We start from the raw sequence: 22,426 nt of genomic DNA, 5'->3' as shown, positions 1-22,426 counted from the left end.
GCCGAAACTGCCAATCTCCCCCCGAGTGGGGGAGATGTCCGGCAGGACAGAGGGGGGCGCTGTCCCGCCAGCGTCTACAATATGCACGACTAGCCCGATCCAGGCCCGTTCCATTCGATGTCGCGCGTCGAAGCCGACTGCAGGCTGATCCGCTGGCGCAACGCCACCCTGGCGATCTCCGCCAGCGCCGGCCATTGCGCCTTTACCGGCGCTGAATCGCCAGGCCAATCGAGCAACTCCTCGCTTTCGCGCATCGCCTTGCGAAAGCGGGCGAGCCCGCCTAAACGCAGCGCCGCCGGCAAGCCGTAGATCCACATCGCGAGCCGCACCGTTTGCGGCGCGCTGACGTCGGGCGCGACTTCCGGGCCGTCGTCGAGCACGGCATCCACGAAATGCGCCGGATCGCGGAAGAAATGCAGGCCGCTGACGGCGCGCGGATTGCATTCGAGCGGCAGCACGCGGCCGCCCGGCTCGCGCATCAGGTCGAAGGAGATCTGCCCGGTCCAGGTCGTGCCTGCAACGACGCGCTCGACCAGCTCGCGCGCGGCATCGTCCTCGACCCGCTCGAAGAAGATGCCGGCGCCCTTGCCGGCGCGGTAGAGCGGACGGTAGAGCGCCAGCGCCTTAAGCCTGCCTCCGCGCGCCACCGCATAGGCGCTGATTTCCTCGCCCTCGATGAAACGCTGCGCCACCCACGGCATGGCGGGCGAGGGCGCAACGGCATCGAGCGCTTGCGGCGTCGGACGCAGCAGCACGTGGCTGGCAAAGCGCGACCAGACCGGCTTGAACACCAGCTCGCGGGAACGGCCTCGCACCGCCTCCAGATCATCGGGGGAATTGAGAAGCGCGGTCTCCGGCACCGCCAGGCCAATCTGTTCAGCCAACCGGATGAAGCTGTGCTTGTTGTGAACCTTCGCCAGCAACCCGATATCGGGTGCGAACAAAAGCGCCGGCATGGTCCGACCGTGCCAGACAAGCGCAAGGTGGAAGACTTCCTCGCAGGTCGGGATGACGAGGCTGATGCCTTCGGCCCGGATCAACGCCTCCACAGCATCCGCATAGGCCTGCGGCTCGAAGCGCGGCGGCGGGAGCCGGTGATAGCGCGCGCAGGCCTTGCTCGCCGCAGCGATTGGCCGCGACGGCGTGTCGGCCAGGATCATCCTATGCCCGGCGCCATGAAGAAGGCGCGCCAGATGCAGCGCCACCGGCGCGCGTGCCCCCGTGATCAGGATGGATGTAATCAGGATGGATCCGTCAGCCCCCGGCATCGCTCATTCGCGGTCGTTCCTCGCGAGGACCGTTGCGCGAAATCAATGCGATTGGCAATGCGGCCAATACCGGCCAGCCTGCCCGATCACTTCCGGCGCATCTTCGGCTTTTCAACTGCCGCCGGCTTGCTCGGCCAATGCCAGCCGTCGCCCTCGCCATGCGCGGGCTGCGGCCGCGCCACATAGGCGAGCGCGCCGTTGGCCTCGAGATAGACACGCGACAGCATTTCGGCGAGCACGCCCGACGTCACCGCCTGCAGCCCGGCGATCACCAGGAAGAAGCCGGTGATCAGCATCGGCCTCGTGCCGATATCCTGCCCCCAGAAAACCTTGATCGCGAACAGATAGGCCAGGATCAGCGAGCCGAGCACGCCGAGCACGATGCCGATGCCGCCGAAGAAATGGCCGGGCCGCGTTCGGTAGCGCAAGAAGAAGAACATGAAGACGAGGTCCAGCACCACGCGGAAGGTGCGCGAGATGCCGTATTTGGACTGGCCGTGGATGCGGGCGTGATGCGTCACCACCTCTTGGGCGATGCGGCGCGGCGTCGTCACGGTCGCGAGCCACGCCGGGATGAAGCGATGCATCTCGCCATAGAGCCGCACGCTGCGGATGACGCTGCCGCGGAACACTTTCAGGCTGCAGCCATAGTCCTTGAGCTGCACGCCGGTGACGCGCGCGATCAGCCTGTTGGCGATGCGCGAGGGCAGGCGGCGCAGCCAGAAACCCTCCTTGCGGTCCTTGCGCCAGCCGGCGACGAGGTCGAGATCCTCGGTCAGCAGGCGGTAGACCATGCGCGGAATGTCGAACGGGTCGTTCTGCAGATCGCCGTCGAGCGTCGCGATGACGTCGCCGCGCGCGGCGTCGAGCCCGGCCTGCATGGCGGCGGTCTGCTTGTAGTTGCGCACCAACTCCACGCCATGCACATGCGGCCCGTATTGAGCCGCCAGCCGGCGGATCTCGGCGGGCGTGGCGTCGGTGCTGCCGTCGTCCACCAGCACCACTTCCCAGGGCTGGCTGTAGTTCTCCATCGCCTGATGGATGCGGACAAGCAGCGGCTCGACATTGTCGGCCTCGTTGTACATCGGGATGACGATGGAGAGCTTGTGCTCGGGCATGACGGCGCCCTCGGGCAATCCCGATGCGGGGATGGGAAGCACGTTCATGGCGGTCATTTCCTTGCCGGTCCCGCCGCCGGGGTTTGCGGCAGCGTCGATTTCGAGGGGAACAGCCAGGCGATCGCACCGGTTGCGACCGCCGAGCAAAGGATGAAGAGATGCAGCGCCAGCGCCGCCTGGAGGCCATCCTTCATGGCGATGCCGGAATAAAGCAGCGCCGCGGCGGCGCCCGCCTCATAGGTGCCGAAGCCGGCGACGCCTTGCACCGGCAGGATGGCGGCGGCTTCAGCGCCAACGGCGCCCGGAAAGGCGGTCTGGAACGAGGTGTTAAGCAGCATGGCGAGCAGCCAGCCTTGCACGCCGAGCTTCAGCGCCCAGTTGGCGATCGTCCACCACCAGCCATAGCGCGAGCGTCCCGTCGCCTCGGTGAAAATGTCGCGCAGTTTGCCGAGTTTCGAGACGATCCTGCCGCCGGCCGCCCAGTCGTGCGGCGCGCGCGCCCAGCGCGGCAGGTACCATGCGGCGGCGATCAGCGCCGCGATGCCGGCTGCCCTCAGCGCCGGATGCAGGCCTGGCCAGACGAGGCAGGCCAGCACGCCGACGACGAAGGCGTCCTGCAGCCTGAACCACAGAAGCGAAGCGCTGGCGCGCACGACCGATACGCCGAACACCTGGCGCAACAGGATCGGGAAAGCCGTTTCGCCGCCGCGGAACGGCACGACGTTGATCATCGCATTGTGGATCAGGATGACGCGCAGCACGGCGCCGAAGCGGCCGCTCACATCGTCGCGGAACTCGTCGCAGACGCGCAGCGCCCGGAGCACATAGGTGACGAACAGCGCCGCCGCGACCGCCACGAAAGCGCCGGGCTTGATGGAGGCGAAGGCATCGCCCACCATCTTCCAGCGGGAGTCGCTGGCAAGCCATGCCAGCAGCGCCAGGGTGACGACTATCGATATCGCTCGCTTCAATCAGGTCTCCAATGGGCCGCCCGGTCGAGGCGGAAGCGCTATCCGAGGGCCAGCAAAGGGGCACCTCTCGAATGTCGGCCCGGCCGGCTGGTCCCGATATCGGACCCGTGCCGGCTTTAACAAGGCGCTGTTCCTATAGAGCAGCGGCGGCGGCGAATCCACAAGCTTGGTTGGAGCCTCGATCGGGACGGCGAAAAAGCAGGCGGACGTCGCGCCCGCCCGCTTTGCCGGGATAGGCGTTACTCTCCGCCCATGTCTTTCTTGAACTGGTCGAAATCGACCTGCATGCCGTTGAAGATGGTGCTCCAGTGGCGCGTCAGCGCCGCCATGGCGACGGCTTCCTGGATCTCCTCGTCGGTCGCTCCGGCGTGCTTGGCGTTCTGCGTGTCCGACCAGATGCAGTAGCTGCAGGGGATCTGCGCCGCGACTGCCAGCGAGATCAGCGACTTCTCCTTCGGCGTCAGCGCCGTCTTGTCGCTGAGCTCGATGGTCTTGACCTCGGCCCAGGCGCCGGGCAGACCGGCTTTCGGGAATTGTTTGACGAAGCTCGGCACGCCGCCCATCGTCGACTGGATGTCCTTGAGGGCGGCGTCGTAATCGTCGGCCCGGGCAGGCGCGGACCCCAGCACGGTGGCAAACACGCCCGCGGCGGCGATGAGCGAGGCGGAACGAAGGCAGGAATGCACGGTTGAGACGATGCGAATGACTGACATGATGTTCTCCTCTGGTTTTTGTTAGCCTTACGATGTAAGGTATGTGGAAGATGAACCTTACAGTGTAAGTTGTCAAGCGCAGCCATGGATGCATCGAGCAAAAAAAAGCCAGCCCGCGGAAAACTCTCCCGCGAGATGATTGAGGATGCCGCCTTCGAGGTGATCGAGCGGGAAGGGCTGTCCGGCTTTTCGATGCGCAAGCTCGCCGCAAGGCTCGGCTGCGAGGCGATGAGCATCTACCATCACTTTCCCTCGCAGGCGCATCTCTACGAGGCGCTGGTCGACCGTCTCTTCGGTTCGCTTGAGATGCCGGATCCGGAACTGCCATGGCGGCAGAGGATGCGCATGGCAGTGCTGGATTACCGCCGGGTCGGACGCGCGCATCCAGCTTTCGCTGCGTATTTCCTGACCTACCGTATGAATTCACCTGCCTGCCTTGGCTATCTGGATCGTGTCATCGGTCTGTTCAACGACGGCGGATTTGATCGGGAGATGGCCGCCAGGCTATTCCGCGTCGTTGGTTACTATCTGAGTGGCGCGGTCCTGGACGAGACTCTGGGCTATGCCAAAGGTCCGTCGGCCGTCACGACAGTCAGCGACGAACAGCTTGGCCGGGACTTTCCCAACATCGCCGCCGCCGGCCGCTTTTTCGGCACGGCGGAATTCGACAAGACCTTCGATATCGGCCTGGAAATGCTGCTGGACGAAATGGAGCGTATCCGAGACGGTGCAAATGAAAAATAGTTGCAAGGCTCGCCTTTGAATGCGCTTCCTTTCCGTCCTTCTCCTCATCGCCGGTGCCGCCATCGGCATCTTCTATCCCTGGGCGATGAGCAATTTTTCCGGCCATGCGATCGGCACCTACCGCGTCTATGAGGGCGGCCGCTTCCAGCCGGTCACCGTGCAGCTCGCCGCAAGCGACGCCCCGGTGAGGGTGCTGGTCGACTTGACCGCGCGGGGCGAACGGGTCGCGGGCCAGCAGCGCACGGTGCTGACGCTGACCGCGAGCAACGGCCGCACGGCGCTGGCCGCGGCGCTCTCCTTCAACCACACCGACAATCCGCGCCAGGCCAGCCCGCAACTGCCCGACAAGATCTTTCGCGACGAGGCCGGTGTCATCGATAGGGTCACGCCCAGTCCTTACGTCTTCACCGTTGGCCCCGGCGATGCCGACGGCATCGACATGCGCGCGGTCGATCTCATCCTGCGCGCCGGCACCGGCTCGATCGACGAACGCGCGCGGCCGGCCGGCTATACGCTGATGGGCGTCGGCCTTGCCGGACTGGCGCTGTCGCTGCTCTTCGGCCGCCGCGACGGCGGCCGTCCGCAAAATCCCATTTCGCAGCCGCCGCCGCGCTGGGGCCGCAACGGTTCGCCACGAGCATGATGCCGAAAAGTGTGATTACGCGCTTTAGAGGTAGACGCGCATGAACTATCGCCACGCCTACCATGCCGGCAATTTCGCCGATGTCGTCAAGCATGCCGTGCTCGCGCGCCTCGTCGAATATCTCAAGCAGAAGGACAAGGCTTTTCGCGTCATCGACACCCATGCCGGTATCGGCCGCTACGATCTTGCTTCCGTCGAGGCCGGCAAGACCGGCGAGTGGCAGGGCGGCATCGGCCGGCTCACGGAGGCGACGCTCGAGCCGCAAGCGGCGGCGCTGCTTCAGCCCTATCTGGAAGCCGTGCGCGCGCAAAATCCCGACGGCGGCCGCCTAGAGCACTATCCCGGCTCGCCGCTGATCGTGCGCCATCTCCTGCGCAACCAGGACCGGCTGACGGCGATCGAGCTGCACCCCGAGGACGCCGCGCGGCTGAAATCGGTCTTCGCCGGCGATTTCCAAGCAAGGGTGATCGAGCTCGACGGCTGGCTGGCGCTCGGCGCGCAATTGCCGCCGAAGGAAAAGCGCGGCCTCGTCCTCATCGATCCGCCTTTCGAGGAGGAGGGCGAGTTCTCCCGGCTCGTCGAAGGGCTTCGCAAGGCGCGCCGGCGCTGGCCGGGCGGCATCTATGCGCTCTGGTATCCGATCAAGGACCGCAAGGCGGTCACCGCCTTCCGATCGGCGCTGAAGGAGACGGGTATTCCGAAGCTGCTCGACATCGCCTTCGAGATACGGCCCGCCTCGGACGAGCCCAGCCTCGACGGTAGCGGGCTGATCGTGGTCAATCCGCCTTACACGCTGGAAGGCGAATTGCGGCTCATGCTGCCGGCGCTGCACAAGGCGCTCGCCCTCCGGCAACCGTCGCGCTGGTCGCTCGAGTGGCTGGCGGGCGAGTAGGGCGCCGCGCCGCCTAAGCCAGCGCCGTAGGCGTCACACCGGTCAGCCGCCGGCTTTCGCGGATCAGATGTGCCTGGTCGGCATAGCCGGCCTCGATGGCGAGCAGCGCGGTCGAACTATCGCCCTGCTGTCGCTGCAGGCGCCGATACCGATGGAAGCGCAGGATGCGGTCAAGCGTCTTCGGTCCATAGCCGAAAGCGTCCTCGAAACGTCGGCGCAGCGTCCGCTCGCTCATATGCAGCTGGCGTTGCAGGAACGGAACCAGCGGTGTCTCCGGCGGCAAACCTTTGTCGATGACGTCGAAGGCCTGATCCATCTGCGGGTCGAGAGAAATGAAAGCTCGCATCACCGTACTGACGCTCGGCGTCGACGATCTGGAAGCCTCACTCAAATTCTATCGCGAGGGCCTCGGCCTGCCGACCGAGGGCATCATCGGCCGTGAATTCGAGCATGGCGCCGTCGCCTTCTTCGAGCTCGCCGGCGGCCTGAAATTCGCCATCTACGAGCGCGCCAGCATCGCCTGGGATGCCACCGTGCCGCAAAGCGGCCGCAGCCCGACCGAGCTCACCATCGGCCACAATGTCGGCAGCGAGGCCGAGGTCGACGCCGTGATGGCCGAGGCCGTCAAGGCCGGCGCGCGCGTCGCAAAGCCGGCGCAAAAGACCTTCTGGGGCGGCTATGCCGGCTACTTCCAGGATCCCGATGATCACCTGTGGGAGGTCGTCTACAACCCGGCGTTCGTCCCCGAGGACTGAGCGGAGCGACGCATATCATCGAGAGGAGGCGGCCATGCCCGTTCAAATCGTTCAAGCGCTTGGCGCTCTCCTCATCGGTGGCGTGTTCGTCTTCGCCGGCATCGAGCATTTCCTGAAATTCGGGGCGATGCGCGGCTATCTGGCCGCGCAGAAATTCCCGGCCCCGGCCTTGATGCTGGCTGCCGGTTCGGCGGTCGAGATCATTGCGGGTTTCCTGCTTGCTGTCGGCATGGCCCGGCCCTTCGCCGCCGGTGCGCTGGTCGTTTTCACGCTGGCGACGAACCTCATGCTGCTGCGTTTCTGGGCCAGCGAGGAGCCGGAGCGACAGGTGCTGCGCAATGCGTTTCTGATCAACATCGCCGTCATCGGCGGGCTGCTGCTTGCCGGCTGCCTTTGATTGGCCGGTGGTCTCTGGAACGAAGTTTGCGGAAACCATTGTTTTCGCAACCGCTTGACCGCTGCCAAGCGAATCCGCACAGTGCGTGCAGTCGACCTTGAGAGGCTGTCATGACTCGCTTCGCCCATTCCGCCCTTGCCGCACTGGTTGCGCTGTCCACTCCCTTCGCCGCTCCGCTGGGCTTCACCCAGGTGGCGCAGGCCGCCGATCTTTCCGTCTACAGCGGTGACGATGGCAGCGTCTGCGGTGAGGCCTGGGTCCTGAACAAGATCACCGACCGCTTCTCCTATCAGGTGCATCACGTGCCGCATCTGCCGCAGGTCGCGATCACCGACTTCCGCAACATCCGCCAGCACCGTTATGAGCCGTCAAGCGACGAATGGCCGATCGGCCGTCACTATTGCCGCGCCACCGTCAACCTGTCGGATGGCCGCGACCGCTCGATCTTCTACCTGATCGAGGAAGGCCAGGGCTTTGCCTCGATCGGCGACAACGTCGAATTCTGCGTGTCGGGCTTCGACCGCTGGCTGGTCTACAACGGCCGCTGCCGCGTGCTGCGGTAGGGGGTGCCGATATTCAGGTGATGCCGGCTTGCGAATGGCGGCGTCCTGCGCTTCCGGTGCTCACGTACTTTAAGTACGCTCCGCTCCGGTTCTCGGACACCGTCATTCTCGACTCGGCCTGACCTGAATCTCGACACCCCCCGGCATTCAAACTCCTAGCTCAAGTTCGAGCCAGCCCGCGCCAGCAGCAGCGCACGCTCCCGCGCATTGCCGGTCAGCTCGGCGGCGCGGCGAAACTCCGCGCGGGCCTCCTCCATCCGTCCGAGCCTGGCCAGAAGGTCGCCGCGCACCGTGGGCAAGAGATGGGTATCCTTGAGCCGCGGCTCGTCCCGCAACGCATCGGCGATGGCCAGTCCTTGCGCCGGGCCGAACGCCATGCCGACCGCGACCGCACGATTGATCTCGACGATCGGCGAGGGGGCCGCCAGCGCGAGCGCCTGGTAGTAGGCGGCAATGGCGATCCAGTCGGTGTCTGCCGCGCTGACCGCGCGGGCATGGCAGGCCGCGATCATCGTCTGCAACTGATAGGGGCCGGGCGACGGCGTGAGCGCCATCGCGCGTTTCAGCCCGTCGAGGCCGCGCCGGATCAGCGACCAGTCCCAACGGCCGCGGTCCTGGTCGAGCAGCAGGATCGGATTGCCCGCTCCGTCGGTGCGGGTGCCGAAGCGCGAGGCGCTGAGTTCCATCAGCGACAGCAGTCCGATCGCCTCCGGTTGCTCCGGCATCAGCGCTACCAGCAAGCGGCCGAGGCGCATCGCCTCGTTGCCGAGATCTGCGCGCAGCCAGTCCGGTCCGGAGGAAGCGACATAGCCTTCGTTGAAGATCAGATAGATCACCTCCAGCACGGCGCCGAGGCGCTCGCGCCGCTCTTGCCCGCGCGGTGTCTCGAAGGCGATGCCGGCATCACGCAATGTCCGCTTGGCGCGCACGATCCGCTGCGCAACCGTGGCCTCCGGCACCAGGAAGGCGCGCGCGATCTCCGCCGTCGACAATCCGCCGAGCATGCGCAAGGCAAGTGCCGCGCGCTGCTCGGCCGGCAGCACCGGATGACAAGAGGTGAAGATCAGCCGCAATAGATCGTCGTCAATATCCTCATCGAGCGCGGCCTCGATGTCGGGCATCTGGCGCTCCAGTTCGGCAAGATCGATCGCCAGCTCGCGGTGCTTGCCGTCGAGCATAACCGTTCGGCGCAGCCGGTCGAGCGCCCTGTTGGTGGCGACCCGCGCCAGCCAGGCGGTCGGGTTATGCGGGATGCCATCCCGGGGCCAGCGCTCCAGCGCCGTCAGGAATGCATCCTGCACAACCTCCTCGGCCAGCCCGAAATCGCGCAGATAGCGTGTGAGCCTGGCGGCGAGCCTTGGTTGCTCGATCCGCCAGACCGCTTCGATGGTTGCGGCTGCGGTCAACTCTTCAGCCCGCTGAAACCTTCGGCCGCCTTCTGGACATCCTCGGGAAAATCGCTCAGCTCCTGAACGCGGCGGACCTCGATGACGTCATTCTCCCCGGCGGGGCAGCGGCGGGCCCACTCGATGGCCTCCTCGCGCGAACGTACGTCGATCATCCAGTAGCCGCCGAGCACTTCCTTGACCTCCGCGAAGGGACCGTCGGTGACGGTCGGCTTGCCGCCCTTGAAGGAAACCCGCGCGCCCGAGGACGGCGGATGCAGCCCGTCGAGCGCAAGCAGCACGCCGGCCCGCTTGAGCTCCTCATTGTATTTCATCATCGCCTCCACCGCCTCGGCGCTCGGCATCACGTCGGGAGCCGCGGTCGCATAGCCGCCGGGGATCATCAGCATCATGAAGCGCATCGGTATCTTCCTTTCGATTGGGTTGCTTCGATCCTACGACGAACGAGGATCGGCGGAATCGACAACAGTGCAAAAATTAGGTCGATCGATCCTGGGCCCCGTGTCGACCACGAGACATCGCCGTCGTTACACCCGCACGCCTTGCCCGGACAGATAGGCACAGATCAGCTCGCCGAGCTGCCTCTGCAATTCCGGCGCGTCGAGCATGTTGCGGCGCGCCGCATTATGGATCACGCCTTCGACCGCCGAGGAGAGCACGCGCGCCATCGTCTCGGTATCCTTGCGGCGCTTGCGGTATTGCGCGACGGCCGCCGCGTAATGTTCAAGATAGCGCGCCTGGAACGAAGCATGCGCGGCGCGTGAGCCGCGGTCGCCGGGCGCCTCGTCGAGCAGCACCTGGTGCAGCGTCGGATGGACCGAGTGCGCGCCGATCATGCCGCGCACCAGCTCGCGCGCGAATTGCCTCAGCGGCTTCTCATCTGCCGCCGCTTCACGAATCACCGACAGCACATGGTCGAAGTGACGGCGCCGGATCGCTTCGACCAGCGCGAGCTTGTCGGGAAAATATTGATAGAGCGAGCCGATGCTGACGCCTGCGGCTTCCGCCACCTTGTTGGTGGAAAAGCCCGCCCAGCCGAGCTCGCTCAGAACCTGAGCACCGGCTTCGATGATCGCCTCGACGGTGGCGATCGAACGTGCCTGGCGCGGCTGCTTGCGCATGCGTGCGGCCGGCTTTGCAATGCGAGTAGACATGCAGGCCCGTCTCCCGAGAATATAAACAGGATACTCACATTCATTTCACCAACGCAAATGGGGCCGCAAAGATGAGTGGCAAGACCTTGCTGAGGGGTATGCTTGCCTATCAGGCCTGGGCGAATGACGAGCTCGTGGAGAAGCTTGCAGGGCTGGATCCGTCAAGCGAAGCCGGGGCACGTCACGCTGCGATCCACCTGATGAACCATATCCATATCGTGTCGCGGATATTTGCCGCGCACCTGAAGGGCGTTGCCCATGGCTATGCGAGCGACAACACCGAGGAGACGCCCGAGCCGGTTGCTCTGGGCGCCGCCTTGGCCGAGGTCGACCGATGGTATCTGGACTATCTCGAAACCGTTGCGGAGCAAGAGCTTGACGACCCGGTTGCCTTCACCTTCACCGACGGCGACAAGGGCCGCATGACAAGGTAGGAGATGCTGACCCATGTCGTCCTGCACGGCAGCTACCATCGCGGCGAGATCGGCCGCATGCTGGCCGGGATCGCGGTCTCGCCGCCCTGGGACACCTACGCCGTCCATCTGCATCGCTCCGAGCCGGCGCGCCGCCTGCAGCGCGAGCGTGAGCTCACGGAGGTCTGGGGGCAGTGAATGAATGTGAGCCCAAAGCTCACTTTTTGCACAGTAAGCTTTTGTCCGGACACGGGCCCGTTTCATCTGTAGATGTTTTTGCTGGACAAGATAAAGCGGGCGTTCGGCTGCTCATTCTCTATTGTGAGCATTGCGCTCACATTCCGATATAAGGTTATGCTGTTGGCCGATGGATGATCAGGCGATAGAAGCCATGCGAAAATCTGTCCGGTGAGCCGTCACTTAGAAAGTGACAGATTCGCTCACAATTTTTCAATGGGATGCGTTTCCTGTAACCAAAATTCAATAACTGAAAATCATTGTGTTGCTTCGCTGGCTAGACAGTCGCGAGTCAGATATGCATAGACACGCCGGGTCACTCACGACCATTGGCAAAACGCAAGGGGCATCGCATGGCAAAGACGACAACCAAGGCGCCGGCGGCGAAAGCGCCGGCAAAGAAGCCGGCAGCTAAGGCTGCCGCGAAACCTGCAGCAGTGAAGAAGGCAGCGGCGCCGAAGGCAGCCGCCAAGGCTCCGGCCAAGGCAGCAGCCAAGCCGGCGGCAAAGCCTGCCGCAAAGGCAGCGGCCAAGCCGGCCGCCAAGGCAGCAGCCAAGCCCGCCGCCAAGGCAGCAGCCAAGCCCGCCGCCGCCAAGAAGCCGGCAGCGAAGGCCGCGGCCAAGCCCGCCGCCAAGGCTCCGCTGAAGGCCGCCGCCGCCAAGGCGCCGGCCGCTGTGAAGAAGGCAGCTCCGGCGAAGAAGCCGGCCGCCAAGAAGTAATCGCGTAGCTTTGCTCGCGAACCGCAAGAGGTGAGGGCGGGTGCCATCTGGGCATCCCTCTCGCCAATTCGGTGTCAGAGCGAGCGAAGCCGGAGCGAACGCTCCTCCTAAAGCTCTCGGAAATTTTGCTGCGAGCAAAACTTCCGGGAGCTTTTTTATTGGCGCGCCTGCGCCGGCAAAAGCATTGGCTAATCCGGATCGGCCTGCTGGCCGTTGCCCTTCGGACCCTGATCGGTCAACAGTGCGGCAAAACAACTGGGAACCCGATCATGCCGAAACTGCTCTACGCTTCCACGTCTCCCTACAGTTCGAAGGTCCGCATGGCGGCCGCCTATGCCGGCATCTCCATCGACCTCGTGCCAGTGAAGACGGAGGACAAGCCCGCCGAGCTGATCTCATCCAATCCGCTCGGCAAGATCCCGGTGCTGGTGCTGGAGGACGGCCGCTCGATTTATGACAGTCGCGCCATCACCCAGCATCTCAACCGGCTGTCGAAGAACGCGCTGTTCCCGCGCAATCCCGACAAGCGGCTCGATGCGGAGGTTCTCGAGGCGCTGGCCGACGGCATCTGCGACTGCGCGCTGTCGATGGTCTATGAGCGCCGCACGCGGCCCGAGGCGATGGTCTATCAGCCCTGGCTCGACCGGCAATGGACGAAGATCGCCACCGCGCTCGACCTCATCAACGCCAACCCGCCGAAGCTGCCGAAGAAGATCACGGCCGGCCACATGGCGCTACGCGCAACCCTCGGCTATCTCGCGCTGCGCTTTTCCGGCCAATGGGAGAAGGGCCGCGGCCGGCTCGTGCGCTGGGCCGGGCGGTTTGATGAGAAGTTCCCGGAGTTGAAGGCAAGTGTGCCGGGGTAGGATACAGCTGATCTCCCCCCCTTGAGGAGGAGATGCCCGGCAGGGCAGTCTCACGTAGAACGCCAACCTCGTCTGCCGTCATAAAGGGCCTTGGCGCTTCACGCGCGGCGACCCCCTCTGTCGCCTTCGGCGACATCTCCCCCTCAAGGGGGGAGATTGGCGAGCTTGAACCTCGCCTGCTTCCATGCTTGCCTGACATCACCCAAGTGGGAGTGGTGAGCATGGCGAAGTCAGTCACCCAAACCAGTGCCGCGCCCGACCCGATGGTCGCGCGCCTTCGTGCTGCCCTCGGGCAACGAGCCTTCACCGAGCAGAAGATGTTCGGCGGCACCTGCTTCATGATCAACGGCAACATGCTGATCGGCACCTCGAAGCGTGGGCTTCTGGTGCGCGTCGGCAAGGACGCGCATGCGGCGGCGGTAGCTCGTCCTCATGCGCGACTGATGGAGATGGGCGGGCGTTCGATGGAAGGCTACCTCCATGTCGCGCCGGAAGGCACGGCGAGCGAAGCTGATCTCGCCGGTTGGCTGGCTCTCGCGCTCGCCTTCGTCGAGACGCTGCCGCCGAAAGTCAAATCCGCGAAAAAGCGCGTTTGAGGCAACAAGGACAGCAAGCGCCAGGCACAAAAAAAGCCGGGCGCAAGGCCCGGCTTTTCTGTGTCGTGGCTTCTAACGACTTAGAACTTCATACCGACGCCGAAGGTGACGCGGTTGTCGGAAGCTTTGACCTTGCCGACATTGTCGAAGTTCTTGCTGCCGTAGTCGGTGTAACGGTACTCGACGCGGCCGAACACGTTGTCCGTGATCTTGATGTCGGTGCCGGCGCCGGCCGTCCAGCCGAACATGCCCTTGCTGTCGCTGGTCCCGAGAACGTCGTCGGTGACCTTCTGGTTCTTGGCCGCGAGACCGCCCGTGCCGTAGAGCAGGATCTCGGGGGTCACGGCATAGCCGAGGCGAGCGCGCAGCGAGCCTTCGAGGCCCGACTTGGCGCTGAAGCCGTTCGAAGAGCCCTTGGTACCGTTGTAGCCGAGGTCGGCTTCAGCACCGTACACGAAGTTCTCCTGCTGCCACTGGTAGCCGCCGAACACGCCGCCGACGAAACCCTTGGTGCCGATATTGGTGCCCTGGTCCTTCAGCTTGGCGTGACCGCCGAAGCCATAGCCGGCGCTAAGACCGACATAGGGGCCGGCCCAGGAAGCAACCGGAAGCTCCGCAACCGGGGCGGGAGCCGGCGGCTCTTCGGAAACGACGTCGGCCGCAAAGGCGGTACCACCAAAGGCGAACAGCCCGAGCGCAGCGGCAAGCGGCGCGAATTTGAGATTGGTCTTCATTATATACTCCTTAAGCCACAAGACACTTAGGCTTGTTTGTTCATGAAACGCCCCGGCCCGTCCGGGGGGATAAACGGGCTTGGCGCTCAACGGTTCCAAATGTCGTGCTGAAATGCGGCTGAAGCGAACCTGAACTTGGGTCATTCCCAGGCGCGAATGAGGCCGAAAGGTGACGTTGCATCTTCGCAACAGCGAATGTCAGCAGGCTAAGTATGTTGCGCTGCACACCGCTTGGTTCAAGGGCTCCAGCGACATATATTCTTGTATGTAGCGCCCCGAATCCACGGGGATAGACGCGCGTCCGGGCCGCTTCGCCACATTCCTGCCCCAGGTGGAAATGGCATTTAACGTTTGGCCCGTCATATTGTGCCGGCTTCCCGGAATCGTGAAGCCGATTGAGGATTGACACCATGAAAGAAGCCGCTGCCGTCGCGCTGGTGACGGGTGGAGCAAGACGGATCGGCAAGGCGATTGTCGAGGATTTGGCCGCCAATGGCTTTGCCGTCGCCATCCATGCCAATCGCTCCGGCGACAAGGCCGAGGCGCTGGCGAGCAAGATCATCGGCGAGGGCGGCCGCGCCGCCGTGGTCGCCGCCGACCTGACGGACATGAACGCCGTTGGCGATCTTGTCGGCAGGTCCGAGGCCGCGCTCGGCCCTGTCACGCTGCTGATCAACAATGCTTCCTTGTTCGTCGACGACCGGGTGGAAGATTTCGACTGGCAGGCGTGGGACCGCCATTTCGCCATCCACGTGAAGACGCCGGCGCTTTTGGCGCAGACCTTTGCCCGCGCTTTGCGCGAAGGCCAGGAGGGGCTGATCGTCAACATGATCGATCAGCGCGTCTGGCGACCGACGCCGCGCTATTTCTCCTATGCGCTGTCGAAATCGGCGCTGTGGACGCAAACCCAGATGCTGGCGCAGGCGCTCGGACCACGCATCCGCGTCAACGCCATTGGCCCCGGCCCGACACTGAAGAACAAGCGCCAGGACGACGATGATTTCGGCAAGCAGGTCGAAGGCCTGATCCTGAAGCGCGGCCCGCAATTGTCCGAATTCGGCGCCACGATCCGCTATCTCTGGCAGGCGCGCTCGGTGACAGGCCAGATGATCGCGCTAGACGGCGGCCAGCATCTTGCGTGGCAGACGCCCGATGTGACAGGCATGGTGGAATGAGTCCCTCAGCCCAAAGACATAAGCGAAACGGCGCCGCCGACGATCTGCCGCCCGATGTCGATCTCGACATCGAGGACGAGGCGGCGGAGGAGATTGTCGAACCGGAGTCGGTCCCGACCGGCCCCGAAGTCGCCTTCACGGCCATCGACTGGACGCCGCATGCCGGCGACGCCGACGGCATGGTCGGCGCCGAGGTGATCCAGACCTTCGTCAAGCGGCTGCCCAACCAGCCCGGCGTCTATCGCATGATGAATGCTGCCGGCGACGTGCTCTATGTCGGCAAGGCGCGCAGCCTGAAGAAGCGCGTCACCAACTATGCGCAGGGGCGCTTCCACACAGCCCGCATCGGCCGGATGGTGCGCGAGACGGCGACGATGGAATTCGTCGTCACCCGCACCGAGATCGAGGCGCTGCTGCTCGAGGCCAACCTCATCAAGCGGCTGAGGCCCCGCTTCAACGTGCTGATGCGGGACGACAAGTCGTTCCCCTACATCCTGTTGACCGGAGACCATGTCTCGCCCGGCATCTACAAGCATCGCGGCGCGCGCTCGCGCAAGGGCGACTATTTCGGCCCCTTCGCCTCGGCCGGCGCGGTCGGCCGCACCATCAATTCGCTGCAGCGCGCCTTCCTGCTCAGAAGCTGCACCAACTCCTTCTACGAGAACCGCACGCGGCCCTGCCTGCTCTACCAGATCAAGCGCTGCGCCGGCCCCTGCACCGGCGAGATCTCGCATGAGGGCTATGCCGAGCTGGTCGAAGAAGCGAAGGATTTCCTCTCCGGCCGCAGCCAGAAGGTGAAGACCGAGATCTCGGCCGCCATGCAGCAGGCTTCCGAAGAGCTCGATTTCGAGCGCGCCGCCATCTACCGCGACCGGCTTGCGGCGCTCTCGCATGTGCAGGCGCATCAGGGCATCAACCCGCAGACGGTCGAGGAGGCCGACGTCTTCGCCATCCACCAGGAAGGCGGCCAGACCTGCATCCAGGTGTTTTTCTTCCGCACCGGCCAGAACTGGGGCAACCGCGCCTATTTCCCCAAGGCCGATCCGGCGCTCGAGCCGGCCGAGGTGCTGGGCTCGTTCCTGGCGCAATTCTATGACGACAAGCTGCCGGCGCGCGCGCTGCTGCTGTCACAGACTGCGCAGGAACAGGAACTGCTCGCCGAGGCGCTCTCGACCCATGCCGGCCGCAAGATATCCATCTCGGTGCCGCAGCGCGGCGAGAAGAAGGATCTGACCGATCACGCGCTGCAGAACGCGCGCGAGGCGCTCGGTCGCAGGCTGGCAGAGACCTCGACCCAGGCGCGGCTGCTGACGGGCTTCGCCGAGACCTTCGGCTTGGCGAAGCCGCCGGTGCGCATCGAGGTCTACGACAACTCGCACATCATGGGCACCAACGCGGTCGGCGCCATGGTCGTCGCCGGCCCGGAAGGTTTCGTGAAGAACCAGTACCGCAAATTCAACATCCGCTCGACCGAGATCACGCCGGGCGACGATTTCGGCATGATGCGCGAGGTGATGCAGCGGCGCTTTTCGCGGCTGCTCAAGGAGCATGGCGACGAGCAGCCCGGCGCGACCGCGGACGATGACGCCGGCGAGGAGGATCTGGTCGCCGGCAATGGCGGCTTCCCCGCCTGGCCCGACGTCATCCTGATCGACGGCGGCCAGGGCCAGATGACGGCGGTGCGCCAGATCCTTGCCGACCTCGGCGTCGAGGACCGCGTCGTCGCTATCGGCATCGCCAAGGGCCAGGACCGCGACGCCGGGCGCGAGCGCTTCTTCGTCAAGGGCAGGGACTCTTTCATGTTGCCGGTGCGCGATCCGGTGCTCTATTTCGTCCAGCGCCTGCGCGACGAGGTGCACCGCTTCGCCATCGGCTCGCACCGGGCTCGGCGCAAGAAGGAGATGGTGAAAAGCCCGCTCGACGAGATCGCCGGCATTGGCCCCGGCCGCAAGCGCGCCCTGCTGCTCGCCTTCGGCACCGCCAAGGCGGTCAGCCGCGCCGCGGTCGAGGACCTGGTCAAGGTCGACGGCATTTCGGAGCATGTCGCAAAGCTGGTCTACAATCACTTCCACGAGAGCTGAGGGCCGGTTTCGGGCACGGAAGTTTGACGGATCGGACGATGGGCCGCAGAGGCCCTGGTCGGTACAAGTGCTATTTTTGACTGGTCAATCGAATCTCGCCTGTTGACCCCCTACATTCGCTTCTGATTTGAGTACGTCTGGCGGAGGAGATTTCCCGAGACGACATGGCACAGCGCGCGTTCAACCTGCCGAACATCCTCACTTATGCCCGCATCGTCGCGGTGCCGCTGGTCGTGCTGTGCTTTTTTCTTGAAGGACATCTGAAGTCGTCCGACTTCGCCCGCTGGTCGGCGCTGGTCATTTTCCTGCTCGCCTCCATCACCGATTACTTCGACGGCTATTTCGCGCGCGCCTGGCAGCAGACCTCCAACATCGGCAAGATGCTCGACCCGATCGCCGATAAATTGCTGGTCGCCACCTGCCTGCTCCTGCTTGCCGCCGACACCGACCGCCATGGCGGCATCGCCGGCTGGTCGCTCTGGGCGGCGATCATCATCCTGTGCCGCGAGATCCTTGTCTCGGGCCTGCGCGAATATCTGGCTGCCTTGAAAGTCTCGGTGCCGGTGACGCAGCTCGCCAAGTGGAAGACCACCATCCAGATGGTCGCGATCGCCTTCCTGCTGGTCGGCCCGGCCGGCGACAAGATCTTCCCCCTGACCACCCAGATCGGCTTGGTGCTGCTGTGGATCGCGGCGCTTGTCACTCTTTACACCGGCTACGACTATTTCCGCGCCGGCCTCAAGCACATCATGGACGAGTGAAGACAATGTCCACGAAGCTCATCTATTTCGCCTGGGTGCGCGAGCGGATCGGCAAGCCGGAAGAGGACGTCGAATTGCCTTCCGGCATCGAGACGGTCGCCGATCTGCTGCGCTGGCTGAAGTCGCGCGGCGAGGAATATGAGAACGCGCTGCAGTATCCCGACGTCATCCGCGTCGCCATCAACCAGGAACATGTCGGCCACCGCGAAAAGATAGCGGGCGCGCGCGAGATCGCGCTGTTTCCGCCGATGACCGGAGGCTGAGATGGCCGGCGCGGTCGTGCCCGCCATCCGCATCCAGCGCGAGGATTTCGACGTCGCCGCCGAGATCGCCGGCCTGACCAAGGGCCGCGCCGACATCGGCGCCGTGGTCACTTTTTCAGGCCTTTGCCGTGATGAGCAGGGCGCGCTGTCGGCGCTCGAGCTCGAGCACTATCCCGGCATGGCGCAGGCCGAGATCGGCCGCATCGCCGCGCAAGCCCTCGAGCGCTGGCCGCTGCAGGGCCTCACCGTCATCCATCGCCATGGAAAGATAGCGCCGGGCGAGAACATCGTGCTGGTGGTCGCGGCCTCGTCGCACCGGCAGGCGGCGTTCGAAGCGGCGAATTTCCTGATGGATTATCTGAAGTCGCGCGCGCCCTTCTGGAAGAAGGAGCATCTTGCCGACGGCTCTCAGGGCGGCTGGGTCGAGGCCAAGGAAGCCGACGATCACGCTGCGGACCGCTGGAAGAAGCAGGGCGAATAATGCATGTCGCCCAGAAGTGCGCAGCGGTTCTGGGGCAACGACATGCATCAGAAAAACTCCCGTTCGGCCATCGAACGACCGCAATTCTTCCCAAAGCTTGCTAATCGGTTTGATTTGCTTGGCGGAGCAATCTCATGCTGGACCGAATTGCGGAATTCTTCATCTTCGGGCTGGTGCCGCTGGTCGTCGGCGTGCTTGCCGTGCCGGAGCTGACCAGTGCCGGCGAAAGGACGATCGCGGGCGAGGTGATCTATCGCGAGCGCATCGTCCTGCCGCCCGATGCCGTGCTGATGGTCGAACTTGCTGATGTCTCGCTGGCCGACGCGCCGGCGACCGTGATCGCCAAGCGCAGGATTACGCTCACCGGCCAGGTGCCGATCAGGTTCGACATCGGTTTCGATCCCAAGGCGATCCGGAAGGGCCGGACCTATGCGCTGCAGGCGCGCATCACCGTTGATGATCGGTTGCTTTTCGCCAACGATGTCCACCACCATGTCGATCCCTTGGACGGCAAGTCGCAGACCGTCGTGCTGAAGATGGCGGCGAGTTGAGCTTCACCAAGCGAATTCGGGCATCTGCGGAAGATCAAGCCTGCGGCGGCGGCGCTGCCGGCGTCAGGCCGTGGCGAAGCATGATCTCCTTCATCTTCGCCCGGTCGGGCGGGCCGGCCAAGGCAGCGTTCAACAGCGCGAAGGTCTCGCGGAAATACTCCGGTCCGATCGCCGCCGGCGACACCACACAGAGCACCTTGGCGGCTTTTTCGCCGTTGTTGTCGAAACGATGGACCGCTCCGCGCGGGATGCATAGCGCTTGTCCTGGGCCGACATCGTGCGGGTGGCCGTCGACTGTCCAGGTGAGGGTTCCCTCTACACCGTAGATAGTTTCCTCGTAGCGGTCGTGGCTGTGAGCCGGGGCTAGCAGGCGCTTCGAGCCCGGCACCGTCACTTCGAATGCCGCGATGCTTCCGTTGGACTGGTCGCCCGTGAGCAGGAAGCGCACGATCACTCCGTCATGGCTGAACGTCTCATCCGCCGGATTGATCCGGACCTGGCTGGCTTTGTCTAGCATTGCACCCTCCCGTATGGTAAATTGAATTTACCAACTGAGTAAACTCAATTTACCGGAGTGTCAATGCCGTCGCTTGATGAAAATCCGCTGAAGAAGCCTCCCTTGATCGGCGCGTTGCTGCGCGTGCCGGCCATGGCCATTCACCGCAGGCTGATCCGCGAGCTTAAGGCGTCCGGGTTCGATGATCTGACGCCGCCGCATATGGCGGTGATCCAGTATCCCGGACCGGACGGTATGCGACCGAGCGCGCTTGCCGAGCGCGCGGCAATGAGCAAACAAGCCATGAATCAGTTGCTGAAGACGCTGGAAGGAATGGGCTACATCACCCGCGGTGGGGCATCTGGAGACGCCGGCGGAACCGTCGTCAGCTTCACGGACCGGGGCAGGGCCGCCTATCAGAAGATGGCCGACATCCTGCTCGACATCGAACGGGAATGGGCAGAGGAGCTTGGACCAAAGCGCTTCCGTGAACTGAAGGCGCTGCTCGGCGACCTCTGGGACACGCCGCTGGTTCGCTGACCCGATTGACCCTGCAGAAGCGAACGCTTAGCTTGCCGTAAAAATGGGGATGGGGTTCCCCCGAGACCGCCCTTATGGGCTGATGACTCCTGCCAGGCGTGCTCTTGCGCGGCAGGATTTGTTTTCCCGCTCGTATCATGCCTGATTTCGTGAGGTGATTCCGTCTGGGATCGCGTTTTGGAAAGGCATTGAAACGATGACCCTTGCGGCTTGCGCCCTTGTCCTGATCGGCGGTTTCCTCGGCGGCATTTCCCGCTTTTTCCTGTCCGGGGTGGTCGGCCGCCGCATTGGCGAGACCTTTCCCTGGGGCACGCTGGCGGTCAACGTCTCCGGCGCCCTTGCCATCGGCGCTTTCGCCGGCGCGGCGCGGTCGGTCGGCGGCGTCTTTGCCAGCGATCTCGTGCGCGACCTGATCGTCGTCGGCCTGTTTGGCGGCTACACCACGGTGTCGTCCTTCTGCCTGCAGACGCTGAACCTCGGGCTCGACGGTGAAGGGCGGCTCGCCGCCTTCAATGTCGTCGCTTCTTCGGTGCTGTGCGTGCTGTTCGTCGCCCTCGGCTTCTGGGCGGTAGTGTGGGTGGTTGATTCAACCACCTGGGCGATGGGTTCAACCACCGGGGCTGCGGGCTAAGCGATGACCGACAGGCAGATGGCTATGCGGCTTTATCTGGCGGTCGGGTGCGGCGCGGCTATCGGCTCATTGGCCCGCTTCCTGTCGGGTTATGTGATTGTCTCGCTGCTCGGCCTGAACGCGCTTTGGTCGACCGCTTTCGTCAACGTCGTCGGCTCCTGGGTCATCATGGCCTTCGCCACGTTGACCGGGCCGGACGGCCGCCTGATGGTCGGCCCGGCCGGCCGCAATTTCGTCATGGCCGGCTTCTGCGGCGGGCTCACCACGTTTTCGGCGATGAGCCTCGACACCTTCATCCTGCTGTTCGAGGGCGACTGGCCGCTGGCCGCGACCTATCTCATCAGTGTGGTCGGCCTGTCGCTCGCCGCCGCCTGGCTAGGCTACCTCATGGCGTCCAGGCTCAACCGCTTGCCGGTCGACAGCTAGAGCAATTCCAGGAAAAGTGTGAGCGGTTTTCCGTCCGGAATTGCGTCAAAACAAAGGGATAGAGCGGTTCGCCGTTTCTGTGAAACGGTGAAACGCTCTAACAAGGGAGAAGAACATGGAACTTCCCGCGCAATGCGCGCTGCTCAGGATCTTCTTCGGCGAGGACGACAGGGCCGCTGACGGCAAGCCGCTGCACGAGGCGATCGTCATCAAGGCGCGCGAGGCCGGCATGGCCGGCGCCACGGTGCTGAGAGGTCCGCTCGGCTTTGGCCGTTCCAGCGTGCTCCACACCGCCAAGATCCTGCGCCTGTCGCAAGATCTGCCGATCGTCGTCGAGATCGTCGATGCGCCCGAGAAGATCGATGCGCTGATCCCGGAGATCAAGGCGCTAACCAAGGCAAAGAGCTGCCTGATCACCAGGGAGAAGGTGGAGGTCATCCGCTACGGCGACGGGGACTGAACCCGCCATCTCCCATCATCCGCCACGAAGCCGGCGGCCGATCGTCCTTTCGTCGAAGATACCGGCGGAAAAGAGTTTCATGGCCTCTACCGCCAAGTCCGACGCCTCGGGACTGCCTATGACGATGCCGCGCTCCTCGCAGACCTCGTCATAGATACGCTTCAACAGGACGAGGTCGTCCGGATAGGCAACGCCACTTTCAGAAACATGAGGCTTGATCATGCTTCCCTCCCTCGGTTCGGGCGGAAGCGCGGTGGTCGCTTACAGCCGGCGACGCCCAGTGCCATTTTGTCGCCGATTTCGCTGAACCTAGGGCAGGCAGCGGATATGGCCACCCGTTTCAAAATAAAAACGGCCCGCTCGAGCGGGCCG

Annotated in this window: 32 protein-coding genes and 1 riboswitch; of the genes, 21 read left to right on the top strand and 11 right to left on the bottom strand. The window is 64.3% G+C overall.

Features of this window, described 5'->3' with window-relative positions:
- Positions 1-89: 89 nt before the first annotated feature.
- From RFM41_RS03915 to RFM41_RS03900, 4 genes are all read right to left on the bottom strand, one after another.
- On the bottom strand, positions 90-1,268 hold the full coding sequence (locus RFM41_RS03915; protein WP_320246822.1) for an ATP-grasp domain-containing protein: 1,179 nt from the start codon (positions 1,266-1,268) through the stop codon (positions 90-92).
- 86 nt (positions 1,269-1,354) lie between these two features.
- Entirely contained in the window at positions 1,355-2,434 is a 1,080-nt protein-coding gene (locus RFM41_RS03910; protein ID WP_320246824.1) for a glycosyltransferase family 2 protein, read from the bottom strand.
- A 5-nt stretch (positions 2,435-2,439) separates the two neighbouring features.
- Positions 2,440-3,357, bottom strand: a complete 918-nt coding sequence (locus RFM41_RS03905) for a lysylphosphatidylglycerol synthase domain-containing protein (protein WP_320246826.1) — start codon at positions 3,355-3,357, stop codon at positions 2,440-2,442.
- 239 nt (positions 3,358-3,596) lie between these two features.
- The gene (locus RFM41_RS03900) at positions 3,597-4,070 is read right to left on the bottom strand and encodes a carboxymuconolactone decarboxylase family protein (RefSeq protein WP_320246827.1); all 474 of its coding nucleotides are present in this window, start codon (positions 4,068-4,070) and stop codon (positions 3,597-3,599) included.
- A gap of 84 nt (positions 4,071-4,154) precedes the next feature.
- Between RFM41_RS03900 and RFM41_RS03895 the strand changes: the two genes are divergently transcribed.
- Genes RFM41_RS03895 through RFM41_RS03885 form a run of 3 tightly spaced genes read left to right on the top strand, consistent with a single transcriptional unit; the run spans position 4,155 to position 6,349 of the window.
- The gene (locus RFM41_RS03895; RefSeq protein ID WP_320246828.1) at positions 4,155-4,814 is read left to right on the top strand and encodes a TetR/AcrR family transcriptional regulator; all 660 of its coding nucleotides are present in this window, start codon (positions 4,155-4,157) and stop codon (positions 4,812-4,814) included.
- A 19-nt stretch (positions 4,815-4,833) separates the two neighbouring features.
- Positions 4,834-5,457, top strand: coding sequence for a hypothetical protein (locus tag RFM41_RS03890; RefSeq protein WP_320246830.1), 624 nt, complete (start codon positions 4,834-4,836; stop codon positions 5,455-5,457).
- 40 nt (positions 5,458-5,497) lie between these two features.
- Positions 5,498-6,349 carry a 23S rRNA (adenine(2030)-N(6))-methyltransferase RlmJ gene (locus tag RFM41_RS03885; protein WP_320246832.1) on the top strand — a complete coding sequence of 284 codons (852 nt, stop codon included), beginning with the start codon at positions 5,498-5,500 and terminating at the stop codon, positions 6,347-6,349.
- A gap of 13 nt (positions 6,350-6,362) precedes the next feature.
- Here RFM41_RS03885 and RFM41_RS03880 read toward each other — a convergent pair whose 3' ends face one another.
- A complete protein-coding gene (locus RFM41_RS03880) occupies positions 6,363-6,665 on the bottom strand; it encodes a helix-turn-helix domain-containing protein (protein ID WP_320246833.1) in 303 nt (100 codons plus the stop codon).
- Positions 6,666-6,681: 16 nt separating this feature from the next.
- Between RFM41_RS03880 and RFM41_RS03875 the strand changes: the two genes are divergently transcribed.
- From RFM41_RS03875 to RFM41_RS03865, 3 genes are all read left to right on the top strand, one after another.
- Complete coding sequence (locus tag RFM41_RS03875) at positions 6,682-7,104, top strand: VOC family protein (protein WP_320246835.1); 423 nt, start codon at positions 6,682-6,684, stop codon at positions 7,102-7,104.
- Between the two features lie 34 nt (positions 7,105-7,138).
- Positions 7,139-7,501, top strand: a complete 363-nt coding sequence (locus tag RFM41_RS03870) for a DoxX family protein (protein WP_320246836.1) — start codon at positions 7,139-7,141, stop codon at positions 7,499-7,501.
- Between the two features lie 110 nt (positions 7,502-7,611).
- On the top strand, positions 7,612-8,064 hold the full coding sequence (locus tag RFM41_RS03865) for a hypothetical protein (RefSeq protein WP_320246838.1): 453 nt from the start codon (positions 7,612-7,614) through the stop codon (positions 8,062-8,064).
- A gap of 155 nt (positions 8,065-8,219) precedes the next feature.
- Here the strand turns inward: RFM41_RS03865 and RFM41_RS03860 are convergent, their stop codons facing one another.
- From RFM41_RS03860 to RFM41_RS03850, 3 genes are all read right to left on the bottom strand, one after another.
- Positions 8,220-9,470: an RNA polymerase sigma factor gene (locus RFM41_RS03860; protein ID WP_320246839.1), complete on the bottom strand. Its 1,251-nt coding sequence runs from the start codon at positions 9,468-9,470 to the stop codon at positions 8,220-8,222.
- On the bottom strand, positions 9,467-9,871 hold the full coding sequence (locus tag RFM41_RS03855) for a YciI family protein (RefSeq protein ID WP_320246840.1): 405 nt from the start codon (positions 9,869-9,871) through the stop codon (positions 9,467-9,469). Before RFM41_RS03855 ends, RFM41_RS03860 begins: the two co-directional genes overlap by 4 nt.
- Before the next feature lie 126 nt (positions 9,872-9,997).
- Entirely contained in the window at positions 9,998-10,591 is a 594-nt protein-coding gene (locus tag RFM41_RS03850) for a TetR/AcrR family transcriptional regulator (RefSeq protein ID WP_320246967.1), read from the bottom strand.
- A 104-nt stretch (positions 10,592-10,695) separates the two neighbouring features.
- On the opposite strand from RFM41_RS03850, the gene RFM41_RS03845 reads away from it, so the two are divergent.
- From RFM41_RS03845 to RFM41_RS03825, 5 genes are all read left to right on the top strand, one after another.
- On the top strand, positions 10,696-11,058 hold the full coding sequence (locus tag RFM41_RS03845; protein WP_320246841.1) for a damage-inducible protein DinB: 363 nt from the start codon (positions 10,696-10,698) through the stop codon (positions 11,056-11,058).
- Between the two features lie 3 nt (positions 11,059-11,061).
- The gene (locus RFM41_RS03840; protein ID WP_320246842.1) at positions 11,062-11,235 is read left to right on the top strand and encodes a DinB family protein; all 174 of its coding nucleotides are present in this window, start codon (positions 11,062-11,064) and stop codon (positions 11,233-11,235) included.
- Positions 11,236-11,627: 392 nt separating this feature from the next.
- Entirely contained in the window at positions 11,628-11,993 is a 366-nt protein-coding gene (locus RFM41_RS03835) for a hypothetical protein (RefSeq protein WP_320246843.1), read from the top strand.
- Between the two features lie 269 nt (positions 11,994-12,262).
- Entirely contained in the window at positions 12,263-12,859 is a 597-nt protein-coding gene (locus tag RFM41_RS03830) for a glutathione S-transferase (protein WP_320246844.1), read from the top strand.
- 221 nt (positions 12,860-13,080) lie between these two features.
- Positions 13,081-13,455 (top strand): TfoX/Sxy family protein, encoded by a 375-nt coding sequence (locus RFM41_RS03825; RefSeq protein WP_320246846.1) that lies wholly within the window; start codon positions 13,081-13,083, stop codon positions 13,453-13,455.
- A gap of 80 nt (positions 13,456-13,535) precedes the next feature.
- Here the strand turns inward: RFM41_RS03825 and RFM41_RS03820 are convergent, their stop codons facing one another.
- A complete protein-coding gene (locus tag RFM41_RS03820; RefSeq protein WP_320246848.1) occupies positions 13,536-14,189 on the bottom strand; it encodes an outer membrane protein in 654 nt (217 codons plus the stop codon).
- A gap of 410 nt (positions 14,190-14,599) precedes the next feature.
- Between RFM41_RS03820 and RFM41_RS03815 the strand changes: the two genes are divergently transcribed.
- From RFM41_RS03815 to RFM41_RS03790, 6 genes are all read left to right on the top strand, one after another.
- Positions 14,600-15,364: an SDR family oxidoreductase gene (locus RFM41_RS03815; protein WP_320246849.1), complete on the top strand. Its 765-nt coding sequence runs from the start codon at positions 14,600-14,602 to the stop codon at positions 15,362-15,364.
- Positions 15,361-17,445 (top strand): excinuclease ABC subunit UvrC, encoded by a 2,085-nt coding sequence (gene uvrC, locus RFM41_RS03810; protein ID WP_320246851.1) that lies wholly within the window; start codon positions 15,361-15,363, stop codon positions 17,443-17,445. The genes RFM41_RS03815 and uvrC overlap by 4 nt, the downstream gene beginning before the upstream one ends.
- 164 nt (positions 17,446-17,609) lie before the next feature.
- Positions 17,610-18,206 (top strand): CDP-diacylglycerol--glycerol-3-phosphate 3-phosphatidyltransferase, encoded by a 597-nt coding sequence (pgsA, locus tag RFM41_RS03805; protein WP_095816028.1) that lies wholly within the window; start codon positions 17,610-17,612, stop codon positions 18,204-18,206.
- A gap of 5 nt (positions 18,207-18,211) precedes the next feature.
- Complete coding sequence (gene moaD, locus RFM41_RS03800; protein ID WP_041001878.1) at positions 18,212-18,469, top strand: molybdopterin converting factor subunit 1; 258 nt, start codon at positions 18,212-18,214, stop codon at positions 18,467-18,469.
- 1 nt (position 18,470) lies between these two features.
- Entirely contained in the window at positions 18,471-18,950 is a 480-nt protein-coding gene (locus RFM41_RS03795; protein ID WP_320246853.1) for a molybdenum cofactor biosynthesis protein MoaE, read from the top strand.
- Between the two features lie 134 nt (positions 18,951-19,084).
- The gene (locus RFM41_RS03790; protein ID WP_320246855.1) at positions 19,085-19,501 is read left to right on the top strand and encodes a YbaY family lipoprotein; all 417 of its coding nucleotides are present in this window, start codon (positions 19,085-19,087) and stop codon (positions 19,499-19,501) included.
- A 34-nt stretch (positions 19,502-19,535) separates the two neighbouring features.
- Here the strand turns inward: RFM41_RS03790 and RFM41_RS03785 are convergent, their stop codons facing one another.
- On the bottom strand, positions 19,536-20,018 hold the full coding sequence (locus tag RFM41_RS03785) for a cupin domain-containing protein (RefSeq protein WP_320246857.1): 483 nt from the start codon (positions 20,016-20,018) through the stop codon (positions 19,536-19,538).
- Positions 20,019-20,081: 63 nt separating this feature from the next.
- On the opposite strand from RFM41_RS03785, the gene RFM41_RS03780 reads away from it, so the two are divergent.
- The 4 genes from RFM41_RS03780 (at position 20,082) to RFM41_RS03765 (ending at position 22,054) form a co-directional block, all read left to right on the top strand.
- Complete coding sequence (locus RFM41_RS03780; RefSeq protein WP_320246859.1) at positions 20,082-20,537, top strand: MarR family winged helix-turn-helix transcriptional regulator; 456 nt, start codon at positions 20,082-20,084, stop codon at positions 20,535-20,537.
- Positions 20,538-20,573: 36 nt separating this feature from the next.
- A riboswitch (Fluoride riboswitch) is annotated at positions 20,574-20,636 on the top strand.
- A 97-nt stretch (positions 20,637-20,733) separates the two neighbouring features.
- On the top strand, positions 20,734-21,168 hold the full coding sequence (crcB, locus tag RFM41_RS03775) for a fluoride efflux transporter CrcB (protein WP_320246861.1): 435 nt from the start codon (positions 20,734-20,736) through the stop codon (positions 21,166-21,168).
- A gap of 3 nt (positions 21,169-21,171) precedes the next feature.
- Positions 21,172-21,594: a fluoride efflux transporter CrcB gene (gene crcB / locus RFM41_RS03770; RefSeq protein ID WP_320246863.1), complete on the top strand. Its 423-nt coding sequence runs from the start codon at positions 21,172-21,174 to the stop codon at positions 21,592-21,594.
- Between the two features lie 115 nt (positions 21,595-21,709).
- Positions 21,710-22,054 carry a DUF190 domain-containing protein gene (locus RFM41_RS03765; protein ID WP_320246864.1) on the top strand — a complete coding sequence of 115 codons (345 nt, stop codon included), beginning with the start codon at positions 21,710-21,712 and terminating at the stop codon, positions 22,052-22,054.
- A 15-nt stretch (positions 22,055-22,069) separates the two neighbouring features.
- Here RFM41_RS03765 and RFM41_RS03760 read toward each other — a convergent pair whose 3' ends face one another.
- Positions 22,070-22,276 carry a hypothetical protein gene (locus RFM41_RS03760; RefSeq protein ID WP_320246865.1) on the bottom strand — a complete coding sequence of 69 codons (207 nt, stop codon included), beginning with the start codon at positions 22,274-22,276 and terminating at the stop codon, positions 22,070-22,072.
- Positions 22,277-22,426 lie beyond the last annotated feature (150 nt).

This window comes from Mesorhizobium vachelliae, from assembly GCF_033977325.1.
GTDB lineage: Bacteria > Pseudomonadota > Alphaproteobacteria > Rhizobiales > Rhizobiaceae > Mesorhizobium > Mesorhizobium vachelliae.
The sequence above is the reverse complement of the archived record's forward strand: the minus strand, read 5'-3'. Positions and strand labels throughout refer to the sequence as shown.